At 63.0% G+C, this 21,420-nt stretch carries 25 protein-coding genes; 10 read left to right on the forward strand and 15 right to left on the reverse strand.

What is annotated here, in order from left to right; translation table 11 throughout:
• The first annotated feature begins 37 nt into the window (after positions 1–37).
• From N2605_RS01610 to N2605_RS01620, 3 genes are all read left to right on the forward strand, one after another.
• The gene (locus N2605_RS01610; RefSeq protein WP_225140589.1) at positions 38–1,597 is read left to right on the forward strand and encodes a hypothetical protein; all 1,560 of its coding nucleotides are present in this window, start codon (positions 38–40) and stop codon (positions 1,595–1,597) included.
• A 105-nt stretch (positions 1,598–1,702) separates the two neighbouring features.
• Positions 1,703–1,921 (forward strand): hypothetical protein, encoded by a 219-nt coding sequence (locus N2605_RS01615; protein ID WP_036026528.1) that lies wholly within the window; start codon positions 1,703–1,705, stop codon positions 1,919–1,921.
• 10 nt (positions 1,922–1,931) lie between these two features.
• Positions 1,932–2,390, forward strand: a complete 459-nt coding sequence (locus N2605_RS01620; protein ID WP_225114321.1) for a hypothetical protein — start codon at positions 1,932–1,934, stop codon at positions 2,388–2,390.
• Between the two features lie 87 nt (positions 2,391–2,477).
• Here N2605_RS01620 and N2605_RS01625 read toward each other — a convergent pair whose 3' ends face one another.
• Positions 2,478–2,906 carry a hypothetical protein gene (locus N2605_RS01625; protein ID WP_036026530.1) on the reverse strand — a complete coding sequence of 143 codons (429 nt, stop codon included), beginning with the start codon at positions 2,904–2,906 and terminating at the stop codon, positions 2,478–2,480.
• Positions 2,907–2,948: 42 nt separating this feature from the next.
• On the opposite strand from N2605_RS01625, the gene N2605_RS01630 reads away from it, so the two are divergent.
• Positions 2,949–3,227: a hypothetical protein gene (locus N2605_RS01630; protein ID WP_192893365.1), complete on the forward strand. Its 279-nt coding sequence runs from the start codon at positions 2,949–2,951 to the stop codon at positions 3,225–3,227.
• A 112-nt stretch (positions 3,228–3,339) separates the two neighbouring features.
• Here the strand turns inward: N2605_RS01630 and N2605_RS01635 are convergent, their stop codons facing one another.
• The 3 genes from N2605_RS01635 to N2605_RS01645 all read right to left on the reverse strand — a co-directional run bounded on the left by N2605_RS01635 (position 3,340) and on the right by N2605_RS01645 (position 4,856).
• Positions 3,340–3,840, reverse strand: coding sequence for a hypothetical protein (locus tag N2605_RS01635; RefSeq protein WP_225140587.1), 501 nt, complete (start codon positions 3,838–3,840; stop codon positions 3,340–3,342).
• Positions 3,841–4,046: 206 nt separating this feature from the next.
• Positions 4,047–4,439 (reverse strand): hypothetical protein, encoded by a 393-nt coding sequence (locus tag N2605_RS01640; RefSeq protein ID WP_225140585.1) that lies wholly within the window; start codon positions 4,437–4,439, stop codon positions 4,047–4,049.
• A 72-nt stretch (positions 4,440–4,511) separates the two neighbouring features.
• The gene (locus tag N2605_RS01645) at positions 4,512–4,856 is read right to left on the reverse strand and encodes a DUF1236 domain-containing protein (RefSeq protein WP_036026829.1); all 345 of its coding nucleotides are present in this window, start codon (positions 4,854–4,856) and stop codon (positions 4,512–4,514) included.
• A gap of 491 nt (positions 4,857–5,347) precedes the next feature.
• Between N2605_RS01645 and N2605_RS01650 the strand changes: the two genes are divergently transcribed.
• The 3 genes from N2605_RS01650 (at position 5,348) to N2605_RS01660 (ending at position 7,680) form a co-directional block, all read left to right on the forward strand.
• Entirely contained in the window at positions 5,348–6,667 is a 1,320-nt protein-coding gene (locus N2605_RS01650) for an aminotransferase class V-fold PLP-dependent enzyme (RefSeq protein ID WP_225172107.1), read from the forward strand.
• Positions 6,668–6,841: 174 nt separating this feature from the next.
• Positions 6,842–7,366, forward strand: coding sequence for a hypothetical protein (locus N2605_RS01655; RefSeq protein WP_260345646.1), 525 nt, complete (start codon positions 6,842–6,844; stop codon positions 7,364–7,366).
• On the forward strand, positions 7,330–7,680 hold the full coding sequence (locus tag N2605_RS01660) for a hypothetical protein (RefSeq protein ID WP_260345647.1): 351 nt from the start codon (positions 7,330–7,332) through the stop codon (positions 7,678–7,680). The genes N2605_RS01655 and N2605_RS01660 overlap by 37 nt, the downstream gene beginning before the upstream one ends.
• Before the next feature lie 93 nt (positions 7,681–7,773).
• On the opposite strand, the gene N2605_RS01665 is transcribed toward N2605_RS01660, so the two are convergent.
• From N2605_RS01665 to N2605_RS01695, 7 genes are all read right to left on the reverse strand, one after another.
• Positions 7,774–8,172 (reverse strand): VOC family protein, encoded by a 399-nt coding sequence (locus N2605_RS01665; RefSeq protein WP_225147281.1) that lies wholly within the window; start codon positions 8,170–8,172, stop codon positions 7,774–7,776.
• A gap of 153 nt (positions 8,173–8,325) precedes the next feature.
• A complete protein-coding gene (locus N2605_RS01670) occupies positions 8,326–9,399 on the reverse strand; it encodes a M48 family metallopeptidase (RefSeq protein WP_260345648.1) in 1,074 nt (357 codons plus the stop codon).
• 28 nt (positions 9,400–9,427) lie between these two features.
• Entirely contained in the window at positions 9,428–9,811 is a 384-nt protein-coding gene (locus tag N2605_RS01675; RefSeq protein ID WP_260345649.1) for a DUF2846 domain-containing protein, read from the reverse strand.
• 175 nt (positions 9,812–9,986) lie between these two features.
• On the reverse strand, positions 9,987–11,009 hold the full coding sequence (locus N2605_RS01680) for an LLM class flavin-dependent oxidoreductase (RefSeq protein WP_225147283.1): 1,023 nt from the start codon (positions 11,007–11,009) through the stop codon (positions 9,987–9,989).
• A gap of 54 nt (positions 11,010–11,063) precedes the next feature.
• Entirely contained in the window at positions 11,064–11,480 is a 417-nt protein-coding gene (locus N2605_RS01685) for a hypothetical protein (protein WP_225140580.1), read from the reverse strand.
• Positions 11,481–11,766: 286 nt separating this feature from the next.
• On the reverse strand, positions 11,767–12,630 hold the full coding sequence (locus N2605_RS01690; protein ID WP_225126976.1) for a L,D-transpeptidase: 864 nt from the start codon (positions 12,628–12,630) through the stop codon (positions 11,767–11,769).
• A gap of 188 nt (positions 12,631–12,818) precedes the next feature.
• Entirely contained in the window at positions 12,819–15,011 is a 2,193-nt protein-coding gene (locus tag N2605_RS01695) for a LuxR C-terminal-related transcriptional regulator (protein WP_260345650.1), read from the reverse strand.
• Positions 15,012–15,372: 361 nt separating this feature from the next.
• On the opposite strand from N2605_RS01695, the gene N2605_RS01700 reads away from it, so the two are divergent.
• Positions 15,373–15,666 (forward strand): antibiotic biosynthesis monooxygenase family protein, encoded by a 294-nt coding sequence (locus N2605_RS01700; RefSeq protein ID WP_036014479.1) that lies wholly within the window; start codon positions 15,373–15,375, stop codon positions 15,664–15,666.
• A 170-nt stretch (positions 15,667–15,836) separates the two neighbouring features.
• Here the strand turns inward: N2605_RS01700 and N2605_RS01705 are convergent, their stop codons facing one another.
• On the reverse strand, positions 15,837–16,712 hold the full coding sequence (locus N2605_RS01705) for an AraC family transcriptional regulator (protein WP_260345651.1): 876 nt from the start codon (positions 16,710–16,712) through the stop codon (positions 15,837–15,839).
• Positions 16,713–16,975: 263 nt separating this feature from the next.
• Between N2605_RS01705 and N2605_RS01710 the strand changes: the two genes are divergently transcribed.
• Positions 16,976–18,025, forward strand: coding sequence for an aldo/keto reductase (locus tag N2605_RS01710; protein WP_260345652.1), 1,050 nt, complete (start codon positions 16,976–16,978; stop codon positions 18,023–18,025).
• Positions 18,026–18,097: 72 nt separating this feature from the next.
• On the forward strand, positions 18,098–18,799 hold the full coding sequence (locus N2605_RS01715; protein ID WP_260345653.1) for a formylglycine-generating enzyme family protein: 702 nt from the start codon (positions 18,098–18,100) through the stop codon (positions 18,797–18,799).
• 98 nt (positions 18,800–18,897) lie between these two features.
• Here the strand turns inward: N2605_RS01715 and N2605_RS01720 are convergent, their stop codons facing one another.
• The 3 genes from N2605_RS01720 to N2605_RS36345 form a co-directional block, all read right to left on the reverse strand.
• On the reverse strand, positions 18,898–19,944 hold the full coding sequence (locus tag N2605_RS01720; RefSeq protein ID WP_260345654.1) for a lytic transglycosylase domain-containing protein: 1,047 nt from the start codon (positions 19,942–19,944) through the stop codon (positions 18,898–18,900).
• Positions 19,945–20,297: 353 nt separating this feature from the next.
• Entirely contained in the window at positions 20,298–20,810 is a 513-nt protein-coding gene (locus N2605_RS36340; RefSeq protein WP_311735351.1) for a glycosyltransferase family protein, read from the reverse strand.
• Positions 20,792–21,286, reverse strand: coding sequence for a glycosyltransferase family 2 protein (locus N2605_RS36345; protein WP_311735352.1), 495 nt, complete (start codon positions 21,284–21,286; stop codon positions 20,792–20,794). The genes N2605_RS36340 and N2605_RS36345 overlap by 19 nt, the downstream gene beginning before the upstream one ends.
• Positions 21,287–21,420: the final 134 nt, after the last annotated feature.

The following is a 21,420-nucleotide window of genomic DNA, read 5'->3' on the forward strand; positions in this document are numbered from 1 at the left end:
CGGCTATCGTGTCCGGCGCGATGGCAAAGGACGATTGATGAGCGCCGGGTACTCACCGCAAGGCCAGAGCGTGCAGGCCGCGCCGTCGCCTCCGGCCTGGCGCGAGCTGGCCGCGACCTTCTGCATCGCCATCGCGACGATCAGCTCTGCGCCGGTTCTGCATCTCGCCAATCCCGCGCTGGCCATCATCATCGAGGTCCTGATCGGTATCGCCATCGTCGTTGCGGTCCCGACCTGGGCCCCGGCGGTCGCGATCTTCGTCCTGTTCTTCCAGAACCTGTTCGTCTCCATCCTGTCGCCGCTGGTCCCGCTCCCCTCCGATCTCGATTTCATCAAGGGCTACAATTTCCTGATTTGCTCCGTGATGTGGCTGGCGACGTTTGCGCTCTACGTGCTGGGCCAGAGGAGTCAGTCGAGGGAAATCAATCAGATCATGCGCTGGGGCGTCGTCACCCTCGCCGTCGTCTCGCTCTATTTCGCGATCGGCTTCGTTCAGGACGGACAGCCGGCGGCGGTCTATTTGCGCAACATCGTTCTGCCGCTGTTTCTGTTTCAGCTGTCGCTCCTGACCGCGGCAACCTTTGAGGTGCGCATCACGCCGTTCCTGGTCGCGCTAGCGGTCATCCTCATGCTGTGCGGCTATGTCGAGCTCGTCTTGCGCGATGTCTGGCTGGCCGTCACCAACGGCCATACGTTCTGGGGCTTCGACGAGCTCAAGGCGACCCATTCCGGCGTCTGGGAAACCCAGATGCGGCAGACCGGCAACGTGCCCGTCACACTCAAGGATCGTTTCAGCTTCGATTTCCTGAACACGCCCTTGCTCGAAGGCTTCGGCCTGTCGAAGATGCTGCGCATTCACGGCCCGAACATGCACCCGATCAGCTTCGCCTACGGGATCGGCTTTCTCGCCCTGTTCCTGTTCTCGGTCGGACGCCCGCTGCTCGCCCTGGCAGCCCTGCCGCTGCTGGTCTTCTGCAGCGTGAAGGGAGCGCTCATCACCGTCATCTTCGTGGCTGCGGGCTGGATCGGGACCCGCCTCATCGGTGCCGTAGCGACATTGTTGCTGGGGTTCGCCGGCATGATCGCCTTTGCGATCCTGGCGATCCGCATCGGCCTGCAGATCGGCGACTATCACGTCATCGGCCTGATGGGCGGCCTCGACGGATTCGTGCAGAGACCTTACGGCCGGGGCCTCGGCATCGGCGGCAATTTGTCGGATAGCTATTTTTCGATCGATTGGAGCGCCGCGCAGGCGGCCGGCACGATCGACGGCGCGGTCGAAAGCGCGATCGGCGTCCTCTTGTACCAGATGGGCATTGCGGCCTTCGTGCCGCTGGCCTTCTATTTCGCGATGGCGCTCAAGGCCTGGCGCCTGTACGCGTCGTCGGGATATCTGACGCAGGGCCTCGCCAGCTTCGGAATCCTGGTCGTTCTGCTCAACGGATTATTTCAGGAAGAGGCCCTGTTCGCGCCGCTCGCGCTGGGCCTGATGCTCTCGCTCGCCGGTCTCGTCATCGGCAGCCATGCGAGGGTGCAGAGCGTTGCAAACGAGCATGCCGAGCCCGCTCGGCTCACCGGCTACCAGCCGGCTGCGTGAGCTGCCGACCTGCCGACGGTCCCAGTACTCGGGACCGTGCCCATCCAGGAACTTCCGGTTTTTCCCGGCGTTGAACACGACCCGCACAAGCGGCCGACGCACGCGATGAAGAATTTTTCCAACGCCGAATTTTCTCCCGAGGTGATCGAGATCATGACGACCGCGCTGGAAGCTGCGGTTGCGACCCTGCCGGATCCTGTGCATTCCTCGCATGTCAACGCGCTCGCCGAATCCATCCTGCGCACCGCCGGCGCTGGCGAGCGGGACGTCTCCAACCTGCAAAGGATGGCCTTGATGGAGCTGCAACTGGCGCCGCGCAAATGACGAGGCGGACATGAAGACATTGCTTGCCGCAATCATCGCGCTCTGTGCGACATCCTCGATCGCCTCGGCAAGCGGCTGGAGGACTTACCGCATCCCGGAATCCGGAACGTCGGTCGACATTCCCGCCGCGATCTTCACCGAACCGGCCGGCAAGCCTGACGGATATGGGCAGCATTTCCGCAGCTCCGACGGCAATGCCGACTTCACCGTTCAGGCCGTCGAGAACCGGCAAGGTCTGTCGCCGGCCGAATTCCTCGCCAGCAAGAATCCGCCGACGGGGATCATCTACAAACGGATCAGCTCGAACTTCTTCGTGGTCTCGAGCATCAAGCGCGACAAGATCTGGTACAACCGCTGCAATTTCGCGCGCGGCTACGTGCACTGCGTTCTGATCAATTATCCGGCCGCCCAGAAGCGGCGATGGGATGCCGTCGTCACCCGGATCAGCCACAGCCTGCGTGGTGGCTGAGCCGGCTCGCAAGACGGAAAGTCGCAAACGGAAAAGCTGCCCGGGCCAAGCCGGGCAGCAGGTGGTGAGGAATAGAGCCGCGCGATTCTAGCGCGCCGTCGTCGTCGTCCTCGACATTGTCGGCTTCGAGCCCGGCACATGCGACATCGTCTTGGTGGTCGAGCCGACCTGCTCGCCGGCCTTGACCTTGGTGCGGGTGTGCGAGCGGCTGAACGTGCCGCCATCATGGGCTTGCGCGCGGGCGTTGGAGTTCAGTACCGGACCGTTGCCCTTGTTCATGCTGACGCCGGTCTTGGTCTTGCCGTCGACGGTAGCGGCGCTTCCGCCGGCCGCGATCGAAGAGCCGGTGCGGCCCGTCGCCGAGGTGGACGTTCCGCCGGTGCCGACGGTGGAGGCGGAGGTGCCGCCTGCTGCAGCCGAGCCGCCGCTGCCGCCGGTGATGCTGGTCTGCGCCAGCAATGGTGAAGTGGCGGCAAGCAGAAGCGCGACCGCCGAGGTCGTAACGAGCGTTCTCATGATTCAATCCTTTCTGTACCCTAAGGCGACGAGGTCGAGATTGTGCAGCCGTTGACGGTGATGGTGCTGGCGCTGGTGGAGCCGGGCCCACCCGCCGTCGACGAGGAGCTCGAGACGTGGCCGCCGCCCGCTTGCACATTGACCGACGATCCGCCGGCAGAGCTCGAGCTCGACAGCGAGCCGCTCGATGCGGTCGAGCCCGTCGTGCCTGAACCCGATGCGCCCGCGGCCGTGATGCTGCCGTCCGCATGCTTCACCACCGTCACCTTGCACGTCTCGCCCGACGCCGTCTTGCCGGTCTTTTCCATGGTAGCCGCCTGAGCTGCGCTAAACGTCAGTGCCAACGCTGCGATCGCAATGATTGATCTGTTCATGCGAGTTCTCCTCCAACAAAGACGAAGGAGCGGCATCGCTGCCGCTCCTGGTCAAGGCACTAGTTCCTGTCCTTCTTCCACTCGTCCTTGTTATGGCCCTTGCCCTTTTCGAGGCCCATGTCGCTGGCGTGGCTACCGGACTTGCCGTCGCCCATGCCGGGCGATTTCGACGAACCGGACTGGCCAACGGTCGAGCCGCCCGCAGCCGAGCCGCCAGTGCCGACGCTGGATGAGCTCTTGCCATCGCCCGCCGATGAACCACCGGTGCCGAGCGTCGAGGCCGAGCCGCTGCCCGAGCCACTGCCGGCCGCCGATCCGCCGGTGCCGACGGTCGAAGAGCTGGTGCCGCCGCCGGCCGAAGAGCCGCCGGTGCCGAGTGTCGAAGCAGAGCCTGACCCGCTGCCGCCAGCCGAAGAGCCACCGGTGCCCACCGTCGAAGAGCTGGTGCCGCCGCCGGCCGATGAACCGCCGGTGCCGACCGTCGAGCTCGATTGCGCAACGGCGAGCGCCGTGCCGGCCAGCAGCGCGGCCGCAGCCGCAGAGAGCTTCAGGATCCTCATGTGCATTTCCTCCAGGTTTCCAAAAATCAAATCGCCAATCAGGCCCGGGATAAATTGGCAATCGCGGAAACGTTCCTTGTGTCGGACACGTTGACGCTTCGATTCAGCCTGAGACAGTTCCGCGACGCGAAGCGCACAGCTTTTATTCATTCAGCGTTCATCTGGTGCTGCGGCCATGGAGTCGCGTTCGCTACGATCGCCGGCTCTCAGAATGCTCCGGCCGTCACCTGACGCGTGGAGAGGCGAGAGGAAGCCGCGCGGCCATTCCGATTCGAATGCAGACCGGCTGCGCGCGCCGTGTCGCGCCGAGATGCCGCGACGTCCGGCGTTCGCGTTTCAAGCATCGTCAATGCGCCGCTCGTACCGCGATCAGGCGCGTCGGCGGCGAGCAGGGGAGTGGAGACGGTGGCGGCGATCCGAGTGGATGTGTCGAAGATGATTTTTTCAGGCAGCGCCCGTGCGGAGTGGATGCGAATGGTGGCCCGAGCGGCCTCCGGGCCGGCAGCACGCTCCGCGGGCTCCGGCAGAGAGCGATCCAGCAACAAGAGCAGCGCCACGACGAAACTGCTTGCAAACACGAAATATCGAACGATCGGCATCAGGCGCTACCGCAAACGAGCTGTCGAAAGAATGCACGGGCGGGCCGCCTCGACGACCCGCCGTGCGGCGGTTTAGTCAATCTCCTGGACGACCATGCGGCTGCCGGGATCGACCAACATCACGCGGTTGCCCGAGTAGACGTAGCGGTACTTGGTGAGCGAGGGACCCCAGTCACTCGGCACGGCTGCGAGCTCGACGTCGCTCGGCACGGGCGAACCGACGACGATCTTTTCGCGCGTTTCGACCGGACGGATCTTGCGCTCGGTGACGTAGGACCGGATCTTGGTGCGGTACTCCGGTTCGATCTGCACGGCCGCGCCGTGCCCGGCTCCGGTCGTGGTGGTGACGGTGGTTTGTGCCATCGCGCCCGTCGACACGAGCAGAGCGGCGGCCGAAATCAACATGAGCTTCTTCATTGCGTTCTCCCTCGCCGCTGCATGCGGCGCTGCAATGAACTCGCCATCAGCTGCGCCGTTCCGGCAAAACCCGGAACGTTTGCCGTTTTTTCCCGTTCTCTCACCGGGAGCACTCAACTGGAGGAGAGGAAAATGCCTGTGTTGATTCTTTGGGCGGTGCCCGCGCTCATCGTCCTGGGCGGCGGCATCTATCTCATCGGCTACCTGCAATGAATGTGAAGGTTCCGGTTTCCGGACAAAGGAAGAAACCGGACCCCACATCCGCTCGCGCGCGTCGAGGCCGGTGCTCCGGCCGCGCCGTCGCCATCGGCTTCCGATCATCGCATTGTCACGCTCCGGTCATCTCCGCTGCATCGTCCGTTGCTCTTGTCCCGCGCGCCAGAGCCTGCTTCGTCCGGTGACGTCGGAACGGAGCTCTGGATCGTCGTTTGGCGTTTTCGCGATGCGATCCCGACGCCGCTTCGCTCGAAAACGCTCTGGGGAGAGCTGACATGCAACTGATCAGGACGTTTTCAGCGGACCGCCGCGCGATGCTCAAGGGCCTCGCGGCAGCAGCCGTGGCGCCGCTTGCGGGGCCGGCCTTTGCCGCCGAGGGACTTCCGCCGCAGCCGACCGGCTCAGTGGCTGCCATCGCCACCGACAAGTCCTATTGGGCGGCCGTGAAGGGGCTCTATGCCGTGACGCCGGACATCGTCAATTTCGAGAACGGCTATTGGGGCATCATGGCCGAGCCCGTGCGGCGCGAGTTCATCCGCCAGTCCGACATGGTCAATTATCAGAACACCTATTACGCGCGGCTGCGTGCGGGTGCGGATTTCGAGGCCGTGCGCACCAAGGTGGCGGAGGCTGTCGGCGCGCTTCCAGCTGAGATCGCGCTCACCCGCGGCGCCACCGAGGCGCTTCAGCTCCTCATCGGCGGCTACAACAGGCTGAAGCCGGGCGACGGCGTGCTCTATGCCGATCTCGACTATGATTCGATGCAATATGCGATGAACGCGCTGAAGGCGCGCCGTGGCGTCGAAGTGGTCAAGTTCGACGTGCCGGAGCCCGCCACCCGCCAGGCTGTGCTCGACGCCTATGCCCGCGCCATCGAGGCGAACCCGAAAACGAGGCTTTTGCTCCTGACCCATGTCAGCCACCGCACCGGCTTCGTCATGCCGGTCGCCGAGATCGCCCGCATGGCCAAGGCCAAGGGCATCGACACCATCGTCGATGCCGCCCATTCCTGGGGGCAGCTCGACTTCCGGGTGAGCGAGCTCGAGGCCGATTTCGTCGGCTTCAATCTGCACAAATGGATCGGCGCGCCGCTCGGCGTCGGCTTCCTCTACATCAGGAAGGATCGCCTCGCGGCCATCGACCGCAACATGTGCGACGAGGATTTTCCGGAAAGCGACATCCGCTCGCGGGTGCATACCGGCACGGTCAATTTCGCCACGATGCTGACGGTGCCGACGGCGCTGGCGCTGCATCAGCAGATCGGCGGCGCGGCCAAGCAAGCGCGTCTGCGCCATCTGCGCGACTATTGGGTGAGCCGCGTCCGCGGCTTCAAGGACATCGAGATCCTGACGCCGGATGAAGCCGGCTCATATGGCGCGATCACGTCGTTCCGCCTCGCCGGCAAGACCGGCAAGGCCGACAACGAGGCCATCGTTGCGAAGCTTCGGGACAGCTACAGGATCATGACGGTGCGCCGCGCCGGCGTCGCCAAAGGCCAGTGCATCCGTGTGACGCCGGCGCTCTTCACCGACGAGGCCGATCTCGGCCGCCTCGTCGAGGCGCTGGCCGTCATCACGGGGACGAAGACGGGGTAAGGCTGGTATGACACGGCCGCTCGATCGCCAGAGGTCGCACGCCGGTCGGGCGGGCTCGGCCGTGCACGGCTTCGCAATTCTGTTCCGACGGGGGCGGTGAGTGGGTTACAAGCGCAGGCGATCCAACGGTCGCCGATGCGACTGAGCCGCGACGGCATGGGTAGGAGACGGCTCGTGCCTCACGACAGGAAAGCCCTTCAGATCCTTTTCAATGCCTATTGGTCGCCAAAGGGCTGGAAGCAAAGTTCGGCGACTGATCAGGCGGATTTCGAGTATGCCCGTCAAGCCGGTTACATGTTCGATCCCGTCGCCGTGACGCATGACGACATCGTCGCGCGGCTCGTCTCTATCCGTCCCCGGGTGAATCTGGAACGGGCCGCCAACGCCTTCCTTGCCAGTCTCAGCACCCGCCGGCTCGATTTGCGCTCGGCGCTGGGCAGCTTCTCCTGTGCCGCATATTTCCCTCTTCATGGGCTTCGGGAACAGGCCTCTCGAGCGCTCGGCCGCCGGCTGCCCTGCCGCATCTGCGGGCGCTACGGTGACGGGAGCCCGGCGCAAGAGGATCTCAACGTGCTGAGCTTCGAGAGATGGAAATGGGCGGCGTTCGTCACGTCGACCCCCTGTACTGCTGGTTCGATCTCGCGCAGTTCGAAAAAGCTGATTTGGTCGAGCCGACGGAGGAAGATTGCTCGATTCTGACGGAGATCGTCGGCATCGCCTCTGGCCTCCCTCCGGACGCAAGGCCGAATGAGCTGGAGAAGCGCATCGGCAAAGTGCTCAAGTCGAACCGAGCCGAGCGGTGCGTTCTCATCCAGATTCTCGGTTATTGCGGCGTCCTGAAGCCGGCGCGCCGCAGCGGCTTCCTGCAGGCCTTTACGCCGGATGAGTTCCGGGACCGGCCTCCCGATCACACCAATGATTGGGCCTACCCGGTCATCTGGTGGCGCGGCGCGGATGGCGTCAATGCCGATGCGCTCAGCCAGCTCTTTCCGAAAGTCGCTTCTATGGTCTGAGCACCTCGGCTGCGAGACGTGATACGCCCCAATCGACGATGCGCCTCAAGGTCGAGATAAGCGCGAGGCAGGCGGAACCGGCGGCGTCGGGCATCAACTGCGGCTGGTCGATTGGATGAGATCCCAGCGGTTGCCGCATAGGTCCTCGAAAACCGGGACGACGCCATAGGCCTCGTGCCGCGGCGGCCGGACGAAACGCACGCCGGCGGCAACCATGCGCGCATGATCGCGCTCGAAATCATCCGTTTCCAGGAAGAGGAAGACGCGCCCGCCGGTCTGGTCGCCGATGCGCGCCGTCTGCGCCGGCCCGTCTGCTCGCGCCAGGAGCAGGCCAGAACCAGGATTGCCCCGCGGCCGCACCACCACCCAGCGCTTGCCGCCGCCGAGCGGCGTGTCCTCGCAAAGCTCGAAATCCAGAGCGCGCGTGAAGAAGGCGATCGCTTCATCATAGTCGGCGACCACGAGACTGACGAGTGACAGACGCTGATTCATCGCGCGACCCGGCGAATGGCGGCAAGCTCGCTGTGGAGGAGACAGGATAGCATAACACTGTCCAGCTCGCGTGATCCTGCCGCCGGTCCCAAGAGCTAGCACGGACACACGAAGATCGTCGAGCAATTGTTCGCTCGGCCAGAGCCCGCACGTTCATCTGCCGACGCTGACCCACTCCTGGACCTTCTTCCGCCATTCCTCATCGAATCGTAAGGTGAGTTGGTTGGCAGCGTCCGGTGAGAGAAGTTGGTCAACCGCGGACATTTTTATCTCGCCAACGTCAGGTACGTCGATGTATCCGAGGCTGGCCAACCGCTGGCCAAAAGGCGGATGTGTCGAATCGGGATCGTGCTGGCGGCTCAGACTGGCGACGGCGGCGGTCATGAATCCCGGCGCTCTTATAGCTGGAATCTGATCTAAGATTCGCGCGAATGGCGGCGATGGCGCCTTGATTGCGCCGAGCACCTCCTTCTGCAGGGGAGCGAAGACGAGATCGGCCAGACGTGCTCCACAAACCTCCATCATCACCAGCGCGCGTGCCATCTCCTCGCGTCCAACCTGCTCGGCCGCTTCCAGATCGGGGGCAAGCTCGTTCTCCCGTGACAATGCCTTGTATTCCTTCTCCAGCCTTTCGAGCAGGGAATGGAGTAGGATGCGAGCAATGTATCCGGTAATCGTGTGCTCCGGATCGGCGTAGAAGAAAACGTTCTCCGCGGCCGCCATGAAATCGGCGAGGTTGGTGCCTCCCGAAGTGTGCCGAAGCCGGGCGTGCGCCACTTCATGAGCGATAACGGCACGAACCGATCGCTGGTCCAGGATCATCAACAATGGCAGACCAATGGTCATCGTGACATGCTGTCCGAACACGCCCGCATACCGGCTTTCTTCCGAGATCGAAGCGTTGAAATCGGTGTCGACCAGCAGAGTGCGGTTCGATCTGACAAAACTGCGATCGAGCTCCCTCCATGCGGCCCAAAGCCCCGGGGCGGTCTGTTCGTCGGCTTCGAAACCGCCATGCTTGCGCGAAGGCAGGAACAGGAGCCCAATTGCGAGTGCTATGGTGGCCATGGAGCTTGTGAACACAATCGGTGCCGTGGCCAGCGCCGCAATCGTGTAGCGGTCCATGATCATCAGCCAGATGGCGAGAATCGTGCATGCCAGCGCGACGACGGGAAGCACCGCATAGCGACCAAGGCGCAAGACGATTTGCAGAATAAGGCGTTTCATCCGCGTTTCGGCCGCGGAGAGCCTCAGATCACGCCTTGCCACATGAGCTGTTGCTCTGATGCAAGCTGGCGACGTCGGCACGACCCTGGCTTTCCGTGACCTGAACCAACGTGATCGCACCGGGCGTGATGATTCCCACCTGTGGCTGGGCGGAGAGGTAGGTGGTGCTGCCGGCGCGCAGATCGAGGCTCACTTTCTCGCTTCCCTGCCCGAACAGGTTGGTACTCAGTGGAAGATTGTTGACCGCAACCTCGTGGCGGCCCGGAGGCAGCTCGCAGGCGACGAACCCTGCAGCCTGGCTGCCTCCAACGACGTTTCCATCGACCGCATAATTTGGCTGGATCGCAAAACCGAGGGCGGACGAGCGATAGATGACAAGCCGCGCAGTGTTGGCCTTGACGTTCTCTGTCACCGCCGAGCTGCCCATCGGCCCTGACGCACACCCCGCTAGCAAGAATGCTGCAACGAAAATTCCTGGACGCAAGCCCATTCAACCCCCCGATCAGTCCAACAATGCCCCGAGGGATCATTGGCGTCGGTGGTGCATGAAGTCAATCACGACTTGCGGTCGTGTCACGCCTTTCAGGTCACCGCCACCCCAGCGCCGGCGCGACATGCATCAGGATCGCCTCGATCGCATGCGCGCAATAATCCACGCCGAGCTGGTTCGGGATCGTCAGCAGCAGCGTATCGGCTTCGGTGATCGCCTCGTCCTGGCGCAGCTGTTCGATCAGCACGTCGGGCTCGGCCGCATAACTCCGCCCGAAGATCGCGCGCGTGCGCGGGTCGATGAAGCCGATCTCGTCTTCGCTGCCGCGCTCGCCGCCGAAATAGGCGCGGTCGCGATCGTCCATCAGCGCGAAGATGCTGCGGCTGACGGAGACGCGGGGCTCGCGGCTGTGGCCTGCTTCCTTCCACGCCGCGCGATAGGCACGGATCTGCGCCGCCTGCTGCACGTGAAAGGCCTCGCCGGTCTCGTCGTTCTTCAGCGTCGAGCTCTGCAGGTTCATGCCGAGCTTCGCCGCCCACACCGCGGTGGCGTTCGAGCCGGCGCCCCACCAGATCCGTTCGCGCAGGCCGGGCGCATGCGGCTCCAGGCGCAGCAGCCCCGGCGGGTTGGGAAACATCGGCTGCGGATTGGGCTCGGCGAATCCTTCGCCGCGCAGCAGGTCGAGGAAGACCTCCGCATGGCGCCGCCCCATGTCGGCGTCGCTCTGGCCTTCGGCCGGCCGATAGCCGAAATAGCGCCAGCCGTCGATCACCTGCTCGGGCGAGCCGCGGCTGATGCCGAGCTGAAGCCGTCCGCCAGCGATGAGATCGGCGCTGCCGGCGTCCTCCACCATGTAGAGCGGGTTCTCGTAGCGCATGTCGATCACGGCCGTGCCGATCTCGATTCGGCTGGTCTTGGCGCCGACGGCCGCGAGCAGCGGAAACGGCGAGGCCAGCTGCCGCGCGAAATGATGCACGCGGAAATAGGCGCCGTCGGCCCCGAGCTGTTCGGCCGCGACCGCCAGCTCGATCGATTGCAGCAGCGTATCCGCCGCCGAGCGCGTCCGGGATTGCGGCGAGGGCGTCCAGTGCCCGAAGGAGAGAAATCCGATCTTTTTCATGCGGGCAACATATGGCTGATCGGAAGAGTTTGCGAGACGTTCCTGGAGGCGGCCTCAGATTTCGCAGCCGGTCAAGTTCAAAGCCTTGAGCAGGCCGCCGAACGCCTTGAGGCGACACTGCTCGGTCTCGTTGGCCGCCTTTTCGCGCTGAACAGTGGCGGCTCGTTTGACGACAAATGCCTTTGGCTTCGGCTTGGGAGGTTCAGCGGTCGCGATCCGTTTCGGTTTGCTTCGCGGACGGACGATCGGCGTCGGCGCGAATGAACGGACATGCACGTCCTGCGGAGCAACCGGGTTATCCATCGAAGCGGTCTGTGTCGGCATCGCGCGGCTCTCAGCGGCAACCTCGAGGCGATCGGCCTTCGCCAGCGCATCGTGCGAAGCGGGGATGCTTGCGTTCTGCTCGGCAGGCGGCTGGACCGTGGCGGCGATGCGACGCGGTGGAGCGCTCAGCTCCATGGCCGACAGCATTCCCACACTCAACAGGATGAGGAGGCCCAACAACGCCATTCTCAGCATAACGCGCCTCTGACCCAGGTTAGCGCCGCTGAAAATTCTGCGCGTCAATGAGGCAACTTTGCCGGCGGCCGCCGCCCAACGGCAATCATTTGTCGATAGGGTTAATTCGGTGCCGCATCTTGCCAACGCAGACCGGCTTTGGTCGCGCAAGATGGTCTGTTCGGCCGTGGCTATCGACGTGAAGTGACGACTTGAATTGCTCTTTGTCCTCGGGGCAGAGCCAGGAGGAAGGACCGAACTACTGCACCTCGGCGATCTTCGGTCCGGGTGATGGCACCTGTGCGCTCGTTGCCGACGGCCGGTTCGACGGCGAGGCCGGGTCCGGAGATCGGGATGCGGCATCGGGCGGCGTACCCTGGGACGGTCGACGGGCCGCATTCGTCGGAAGCACGATCACCTTCGCGCCGACTTTCACCCGCTCATAGAGGTCGACGACGTCCTCGTTGGTCAGGCGGATGCAGCCGGACGACACCCGCTTGCCGATCGTCTCGGGCTTGTTGGTGCCGTGAATGCGATATTCGGTCTCGCCGAGATACATCGCCCGGGCGCCGAGCGGATTGCCGGGGCCGCCCGCCATGAACCGCGGCAGATAAGGCTGACGCGAGACCATCTCCGCAGGCGGGCGCCAATCCGGCCATTCTGCCTTGCGCGCCACGGTTTGCTCACCGGACCACGCAAAACCTTCGCGGCCCACACCGATGCCGTAGCGCATCGCCTGCGTGTCGCTCAGGACGAGATAGAGGAACGTGTTGTTGGTATCGATGATCACGGTGCCCGGCGTCTGGCGGCTGGCATAGTCGACCACCTGCCGGACCAAGGCTCCGGGAATTTCGGCGTCGGCTTTGGGCGGTTCGACCAGCGGCGCCGGAGTAGGAACCGGGGGCGGCGCGGGCGCTGCTGCGTGAACCTGCGGTGCCACGTAGACCGGCGTTGACGATGCCATGGCCTGGGGCGCGGACGGCTTCCGCACCGGTTGCACGTTTCCCGGGCGAGCCAGCAGGCCATACCCCAATGCTGCGATGGCCACGGCGCCAATTCCGACTCTCGCTGCCATCGGCAGTGCGATCGTCTCGACCTTCCGGCGTTTGGCCCGCTTGCTCATGTCTTCTCCCAGGTCGCCACGCCCAGGAGGAGTACCCAGCAAGATTTAAGAAACTTCGAAGCGATTTCGCTGGGACCGGAACCGTCGACCATGGTTAACGCCGGCTGAGCCCGCGGCGGCCGCGCGGGAGACCGTCGAGCGAAGCGGCGTCATTCGTCCTCTTGCTTTGGCAGCTTCTGCTTGGTCAGCTACACAAACCAATCATGCACTGGATGATGCTCAACGCCCCTCGCGTGATCAACGGCGCTTTGCTCCGCGTGCGAATGGCCAATCAGATCTGCATCTGGGATCAGCGACAGTTCGGGATGTCCGGCACGGTGCGGGCCGTGTTCTGCCGTGTCGGTGCCATAGCCACTCTCGCGATGATCCGAACCCTTGGCCGATGGCATATCGTTCCTGAAATGAAAGGAATCTCCGGGCCCGGGCGCGGCAGCCGCTTGTGCTGCACCGGCGCCGTGGTTCGCCGGGTCGTGGCCGTCAGCCTTTTGGCCCGGCTCTGCATGCGGATTTTGAGAAGCGTTTGGATGCGCCTGGTGCAAGTCACGCTGCGATTCGCCGGAATTGGCATGGCTTGCGGGTCCGTCATCGTCGGCAAGCTGCTTGGCAGCTGCGGAACCGGGTTCCGAAGCGTGATCCGATTGTCCATGATGGGAGTCGTGCCCGGTCGAGCCCTGCTTGTCCTGATGCTTTCCGGCCGCTGCACCGTTTTCCGAACCATGCAAATCACGCTGCGATTGTCCACGAGCGAAATCGCCCTCCGGCGGGCCGAGCTCGGCATGCTTGTTGCCGGCTGCTGCATCCTTCTCCGAAGCGTGCGATTTTCCCTGGCTTGATGCGTGGTCGGGTGGCCCGTGCTCGGTCTCCGGCTTGCCGGCTGCTGCGCCGTCTTCCGAAGCGTGCAAATCGCGCTGCGCTTGTCCATGATCGCGTGCGTCGATCGCCGCTGCCTGTGTCGTGCCGCGTTCGGCATTCCTCGCGCCCGTTGCGGCCGCCTGTTCCAAGCCGCCATGATCACTCAGAGCGTCGATGGCGCCGGATCCGATATGAGGGTTGCCGTTGTCGCCGAAGCCGTCCTCGCGCGCGGCCGCATCGATGATCTGAACCTCGTCGGCTCTGGCCATGGCGTCGCCTCGGGCAGCTTCCAACGCGAATGATTCATGGTGTGTGTCGGGATCGAGCCAGGGCAGCTTGTCGAAGCCGTCGAGATCGGGCCTGCCGGGACTATCGAGGGCGACCAACTCGCGGGGGGCGTTCGCGTCAGCCCACGCAAAGACATCGCTCGGTCTTTCCCAAGCAGTGAACGCCTGGGCGTGACTGCTCAGGAGCGAGACTCCGACTGCCGTCATCATGAACGTGCCGGCGCTGCTCAAGCCCGGCCTTGCAGGGTTGAGTGGCGGCACTGTGATCGTGCTGCCAGCAATATCGGCTCGGGATTCGATGAGCTTGGCGGCCCGCGTCGGCATGTCCGTCGGGGAGCTCTCGATACGGACGGCTCTGGCCATCTTGCCCGGAGCAGGAGTCGTTTTTGCGGAGGTGATCTTGATCGTCACGACCGCACCGGTGCCATCCGCGGTCATGACCGTGACGTTATCGGCACCCGCATGATCGGCCGCGGCCGCGTTCGCGGATTGAAGGTCGTCGAGCACGGCCCAGATCAGAGCTGCAAGCGCGCCGACCCCGCCGTAAAGCCGCGACAGGGCGAACCTTGCGAGCTCCGTTCGGTTTTTGATGCCAAGCTGCGCAGATATCTGTTCGATTCGCGCCTCAACTCTGGCTGGGGCGACCTTGATCTGGCGCGCAATCTCCTTGTTCGACATGCCGCTGGCGGCCAGGCGGATAATCTTGTGCTCCTGGTCCGTCAGTGCTGCCAGGCTATTTTCGCCAAAGGCGCGACTGCCGGTCTTGCGGTCCGCAGCCGGCGCCACCAGCCGCAGCGACTGCAACAGGTTTTCGGGCTCCTCGCGCATCGGTATGGCGGTGCAGGCACCCGCTGCGACGGCGGCAGCGAGATCGCCGCGCGCGATCGATGCGGTGTAGAAGACCAGCCGTGTGGGAAGGCGTTCGGTGTTGACGGCGGTCAGCATGGCCGAGGCCGTCAGATCGGGAAATCCATCCTCGACAAGCGCGACGTCCGGCGCCAACGTCCGGACGGCTTCGAGGCAATCGGCTCCATTGATGCAGGACGCAACGATCTCGAAGTCACGTTCGGTCGCAAATAGCGTGGCAAAACCCTGCAAGACGATCGGACGGCGATCTGCGATCACGAGTCGGATACGACGCATCTGGTTTGGCTCGCCCGGCTTTCCCGTCTTGATTGGCCCAGAAATGCGACCCGGCTTCAGCCGCGTCACCTTCAAGAGCAGCGCAGCAACGCGCGACACGCTCGTTGGTTCCACGAGGTGTGAAGCCCAGGGATGTCAGTACGGAGCAGCGGATGGGGTCGGCCCATCTTGATTCTTCCGATGCGCCATCCTGTTCCTGTTTTGCCCGACGGTGCAACGCTTTCGTAAAATGAGCAGAGTGCGCTGCGGTCATTCGAAAGATCGTGCTTGCTGAAGCAGCCTGGTCCGCCGCGGAGATCTATCCCGGCTCGCCGCGCTCTAAGTCGCTGATTTTGTTGCCCGCGCCTACCGTGCGTGGGGTTGTTTTCGACTTTTTGTTGCGGGGGTGCAAAGATATCGGTCCGAACCCGATCTGGTACGGCGCTCGCATTTTCATCCAATCATTTTCCGGAGGCGCGTCATGCAGGTTTACAACGTCGTCAAGTTCAAGGTGAAGCCGGGCCAGGAAGGCGCCTTTCTCGATGCGCACCGAGACGGCAAGGCCAAATGGCCGGGACTGGAGCACGGCGTCATCATCAGGACCGGCGATCAGACCTTCTGCCTCATCGGCACGTGGTCCAGCCAGGACGCGCTGGTGGCGGCACGCTCGGCGATGATCAAGACCCTCGACAGTTTCAGGCCGGTGCTCGAGGACCAGGGCAACGGACGCGGCGTGACGGACGCGGTGTCGGGCGAGGTCGTGCTCGCGCTGTAGCGCGGGCAGCGCCGCGACGTCATCACCCGCAGGGGTCCTTGGTCGTGAACCGCTGCGTCTTGACGCCGGGGCCACGGGCTCGTCGGAACATGACGCAGGGTTGAGGCGTGTCGTCAGCTATTTGCCGACTGCCGTTGTCCGCCATTGGCAGTCAGGCGCTACTTCCCCCGTCAAAGATGGAATGAGCGTCGATATTGGGATGGGCTCTGGCCGGTCATTGACCGGAAGACGCGGGCAAAATGCGCGGGACTGAGAAAACCGACGCGTAGCGCCATCTGCGCGACCGAAAGCTTGCTGCTCGCCAGCAGTTGTTTTGCCATTGCGACTCGCCGCGCATGGACGAATGCCAGCGGCGTCTGCCCCGTCGCTGCCCTGAATGCGCGATGGAAATGGCCTTCCGAGAGCTGCGCAAGATCAGCGAGATCGGCAATCCGAATTGTCGCGCTTAAATGCGCGTCGATGAATTCGGTGACGCGCCGTAGCCTCCACGCCGGCAGCTTGATCGATGTATCCTTCACTCTTGCACCACCGTATCGGCGTGCAAGGTATACAACGAGAGCAAGGCTCATCGTGTCGCAATAGATCGCGTCGAGACCTCCCTCCAGCGCGTCAACTCGTTCGAACTCCGCGAGCATGTTCCAGACGAAGCTGTCTTCCGAGCCCGACAGGGGGCCGAGTCCTTCGATCGATGCACCGGCGATTGCTGAAATCCTGGCGGGGTCGAGGGCGATCGCTGCCCATCGCCAACCCACATTGTGAAGCCGAAGCCGTCGTTCGCAGCCAGCCGGGAGAAATGAAACGGTCGACGGCAAATCGGGCCCGTCATAGCGATGCCCGCCATCGGCCGAGATTTCATGTCGCTCGGCGCCGCCGGACAGGGTCGCCATGATGAGGTGATTTGGCGACAGGATGCGTCCTTCGACGATGGAGGTCATCGGCCGGTACGCCGTTTCGAATGCGCCGTTCGCCCATTGGGTGCGCCGCCAGCCATCCGGCCGGGAGCTCAAGCGATCGATTGTCGACGCATTCTCAATGACACGTTGCATCGCGACTTCCTGCGCAGCGACGTCGCCTGAATACACATTCAAGCTTGGAACCGCAATTCCTTGCAGGCCGGAAGGGGAGCATCGTCGCATCAGGATCCGAGTGATTTGGTCAGAATCCCGCGCGACAAAGCGAGAGGTCGATCCTTTCTATTGGCAGGCGACAAGTGCCGCAGGCGAAATCACGGAGATTTGCAATGGATAAGACACCACAGGATTGGCCGACGGCGACCGATCGCCGCCAGTTTCTCGGCGCCGCCACCGCGATGGGCGCCATCGCGGCGACGGCTGTTCACGCAACTGCGGTCGGCGTTTCGAGCGCCAGTGCGCAAGCGCCAGCCGGCACTGCATCGCGTGCGGCTGCGGCGGGGCCGGTACTCACCCGAACGATCGGCCGCACCAACGAAAGTCTGCCCGCGCTCGGACTGGGAACGTTTCTGACTTTTGACCTGCTGCCCGGCAGCAATCGCGACGCGCTGCGAGAGGTCACCAGGAAATATATAGATGCCGGCGTCCGGGTGATCGATACATCGCCCCTCTACGGTACCGGCGAGGTCAGCGTCGGTGGATTTCTCAGCGCCATGGGCGTGACGGACCAGATGTTCATCAGCAACAAGATCTGGTCGACCGGCGACTACCTGGCCGACGAAAGCCACGCCTTGGCCAGCATGGAGCAATCGAGGCTGCGGCTGTGGCGCGACAAGATCGACGTGCTCCACTGCCACAGCCTGGTCAATGTCGACGCGATCGTGCCACTGCTGCGCGTATGGAAGAGAGAGGGCAGGATTCGTTATGTCGGCGCCTCGGTCCACGAGAATGACTATCACAACATTCTCGCAGGATTGATCGACAAGGATCTGGTGGACATCATCCAGGTCAACTATTCGATCTTCAATCGTCACGCCGAGGAGCGCGTCCTTCGCGCGGCGAGCGACAAGGGCGTCGGCGTGCTCACAAATATGCCGCTCGAAAAAGGCCGCTTGCACAAGATCGTCGAGGGCCGGCCGCTGCCCGATTTTGCCCGCGATATCGCTGCGGAGAACTGGTCGCAGTTCTTCATCAAATGGGTCATGGGCCATCCGGCGGTGACGACCGTTCTTGCCGCGACATCGAACCCGGATCACGCGGCCGAGAATGTCGGCGCGCTGCGCGGTCCTCAGCCGGATCAATCCATGCGGCAGCGGATGGCACGGCATATGGAAAGCATTCCCGGCTTCGCCAATCTCGCGTCGATGCAATGGTATCCTGACAAGCAGAGCATGTACCAGGGCGTCATCCGCCGTTCGCAGGCGGCATTGCGTCAGCGCATGAGTTGATCGATGAATGGCAGGCGCGCAGGGTCGACGCCTGCCCTTCTCACCTGGAAGCAATACAGGAGAAGTTCATACATGAAATGGCGCTCGATTGCTTTGCGATGTGGCTTGATGGCCGTTACCGGCGTTGCATTCGCCGATCCTGCCCAACGCGAGAATCTGGGCAAGTTTGCCATCGACCGGACCGAGGTCACGATCGGCCAGTTTCGCAATTTCGCGGCTGACAAAGCTCTGAAGACCGCGGCCGAACAGGAAGGAGGCGGACACGAATTCGCGGGCGGCTGGATCCGTCGCCGCGGCTGGACATGGGCGACGCCTTTCGGAGAACCGGGCAGCGACGATGAGCCGGCGGTGCATGTGTCGTGGAACGAAGCTCGTGACTACTGCTTAGCCGTGGGCGGACGCTTGCCGACCCTGGAAGAATGGGAAAGAGCCGCCTATACCGAAGCGCGTGCGAATCCTACCGACGATTTCGTAAATGGACGCACCTATCCTTATCCTGTCGGCCATAGACCTGACGGCATGAACACATCCGATAGAGATCGCTGGCCGCGGCATGCAGCCGTGGGTACCACCAAGCGGGGTGTCAACGGTCTGTACGACATGGGTGGCAATGTCTGGGAATGGCTCGCGGATCGGCGGGGCGATGAGGCACTGACGGCCGGCGGGTCGTGGTGGTACGGTGCGGACAAGACAAAAGCGTCAGCCGTACAGTGGAAATCGGCCGACTTTCACGCGGTCTATATCGGGTTTCGTTGCGTTTACACGGCTCAATAGCCCGTTCAGGTGAGGGCCAACACACCCTGGGTAAAGGCCGACGGCCGGCGAGTTGCGCTAAAGACAAGCAAGCATGCGCGGCGCTGCCGACGACCGACTTATTGGTTTGCCGCCGCCGCAGCAGTCGCCACATATTTCGTGTAGAATTCGGCGACCCGGCCGCGCCACATGCCGACGAACGCTTCTGACGTCACGTTGTCGACCGATTTCCAGGTGCGCTTGAAGGCCGGAAGTGCATTGCCCCAAATCGCGCGTTTGCACCACCGCTCACCCTTCTCCTTGCCTTCGCTGGTGGCGCACATCGATTTCCACGCGGCGCGAGCGGGCCGGCTGATGTGCTCGGCGGCGCCTTCCCAGCCCTGCTGATGAATCAGGTAGAGATCGCTCATGTCCGGCTTACGGTGGGTGATCCACTCGAACAGGACGCCCTCGGTAATGATCTTGTAGGCGGCGGCGACGGCGTTATCCCGCGGACTGCGAATTTGCCCGAAGCCGAACTTTCCGAACTCATAATAGCTCAGCTGAAACAGCCCGATATAGGACCCGGTGCGTTGATTGGGGTTGAAACCGGATTCGATCTTGGCAACCGCCATCATGAAATTGAAATCGAGACCAAACGCGTCGGCAGCGCGCTTGATTTCTTCGGTCGGCGTTCCCAGCGGAATGTCCCTGAACGCACGCAAGACGATCTCCGCCGGTTTCTCGGCGGGCGGCAGTTCGGACCAGACGTAGTAGGCCAGATGACGGAAATCCCGCGTCGACGCCGCTTTCGGAGCTCCGTTGGACGCATCGCGTTCCGGCGGCAGCGATTGGACGACATCCTGTCCCAACGAGGCCAATTTCGGCGCGACGGGTTGATCGACGATCTCGGCTTCGGTGCGTAGCGGTGCCGAACCTGCCGACATCACCGCGCGCGGCTCTGCTCTTTCTTCCCGAAGCGCTGCCGCAAGTCTGGCGGATGCCTCTGCGTAGGCGGCCGGCGTCACCACGTTCGTGGGAGCCGCCATGCTCGCTGCAGCCGGTATGCTCGCTGCCGCTTGCGACATGACATCGGGCACCGTCGCGGCCGGTCTGTTAGCGGCGGCCAGAAAGAGTCCCACGGATGCGAGAACAGCCACGATGCAGCTGGTCTGCCAGGCCTTCATTGCCCGAAGTCCAATGCTGGCTTCCGTACGAGGGCTGTTCGCATGTTCCTGCAGCCTGTGGGTGAGCACTCTTCGTACAATCTTAAGGTTTAAATGTGGTGAACGAGAGCAGGCATTCTGCTTCGCAACCCGATATGTCCCTCTTGGGCCACAAGCGGCTCCTGGCGGAGGACGCTCGTGGGTCGGCCATGGGCGCACATGCTGGCAATGGGATCCGATCTCAGCGGCTTCCGCGCTACACCCCGCAACCGACGCGCCGACAGCCACCGGAACCTTCGGCTACGGGCCAGAAGCGGAAATGATGCGCCAATGGCTCTAGCGGGCAGCCTATGCGTCGCGGCGAGCTCGGCTACTCAGCGCCGCTCGTTCCGGAAGATGGATCTGAACAACTCAACTGAAGGCCGCACCAGCTGCCATCCTCGCAATCCAAGCACCTTCTTGCAGGCAAGAAACCACCAACGACGTGAATGTTGAACGCTTGGGTCAATACTCAACGCAAGTTCGGCAAGGCGTGCTGAGGTGTCTATCGCTCCTTCGTTGAAGGCAATGCTTGCGCGGACGATCGCGTCAAGTGCCAATTGGCGGGTCAACCAGTTCCTGAGATCGTTTGTCAGCATCGCGGCGCCGCCATTCAGGAAATGTTCGATAGCCGCCTTGCGTTGGAGCAGGTTTAGCTCCGGTGAAGGCTCACTCGACATGTTGAGTGAGTGGTATCGATACACGGCCTGGTCCGCACCAATGAATCCGACGTCGCCATGTGCGGCGAGCCGCAACCACATTTCCATGTCGGAGGCGTAGGGCAAGTCTGCTAGATACCCGCCCAGTTTTTTCTGCAGGCTCGTGCGAACTACGACGGTCGGTGACACCACAATACAAGACCAAGAGTGATGAACTCGAGTCCGGACAAGATGCGCGTTCGGAGATCCACTTCCGTTCCATAATAGCTTCTGTAGAATGGATGATCCCCGCGCTGGTCTAGAACAACCGCGCCTCCGAAGGTGAAAGCGACAGAAGGGTGATTGTCCATCAGATCGACCGATCTCGACAGGGCACCGGGCAGCAGGTAGTCGTCCGCAGACAGCAGAAGCATATAGTCGGCGCTCGCCCAGGCAATGCCTTCGTTGGCGGTCGCGATGAGACCTTGATTCGAGATGTGCCTGCGGTAATCGACGCGGGAATCGGACCGTAACTCTTGCGCAACTTCCGCGGTATTGTCAGGTGACGCATCATCGATGATGAGCACGCGCAATTCGGGACCGGATTGCGTCAAAACGCTCTCGACGCACTCTCGCAGGAAGTGCCCATACCTGAAGCAGGGAACAACGACGTCTACGGAGCTCATTTTTTGTCGGATTCCACCGACGATCGAGCCTCGCCATCTGTTCAAGAAAATACTATTGAAAGGGTTCCGGGCCGGCTGGCACCGGCCAGCTCATCTGCTCCAACGCTGCCGATGGCAAATCCCCTCCTTGGCAA

The organism is Bradyrhizobium yuanmingense, assembly GCF_025200905.1.
Lineage (GTDB): Bacteria > Pseudomonadota > Alphaproteobacteria > Rhizobiales > Xanthobacteraceae > Bradyrhizobium > Bradyrhizobium yuanmingense.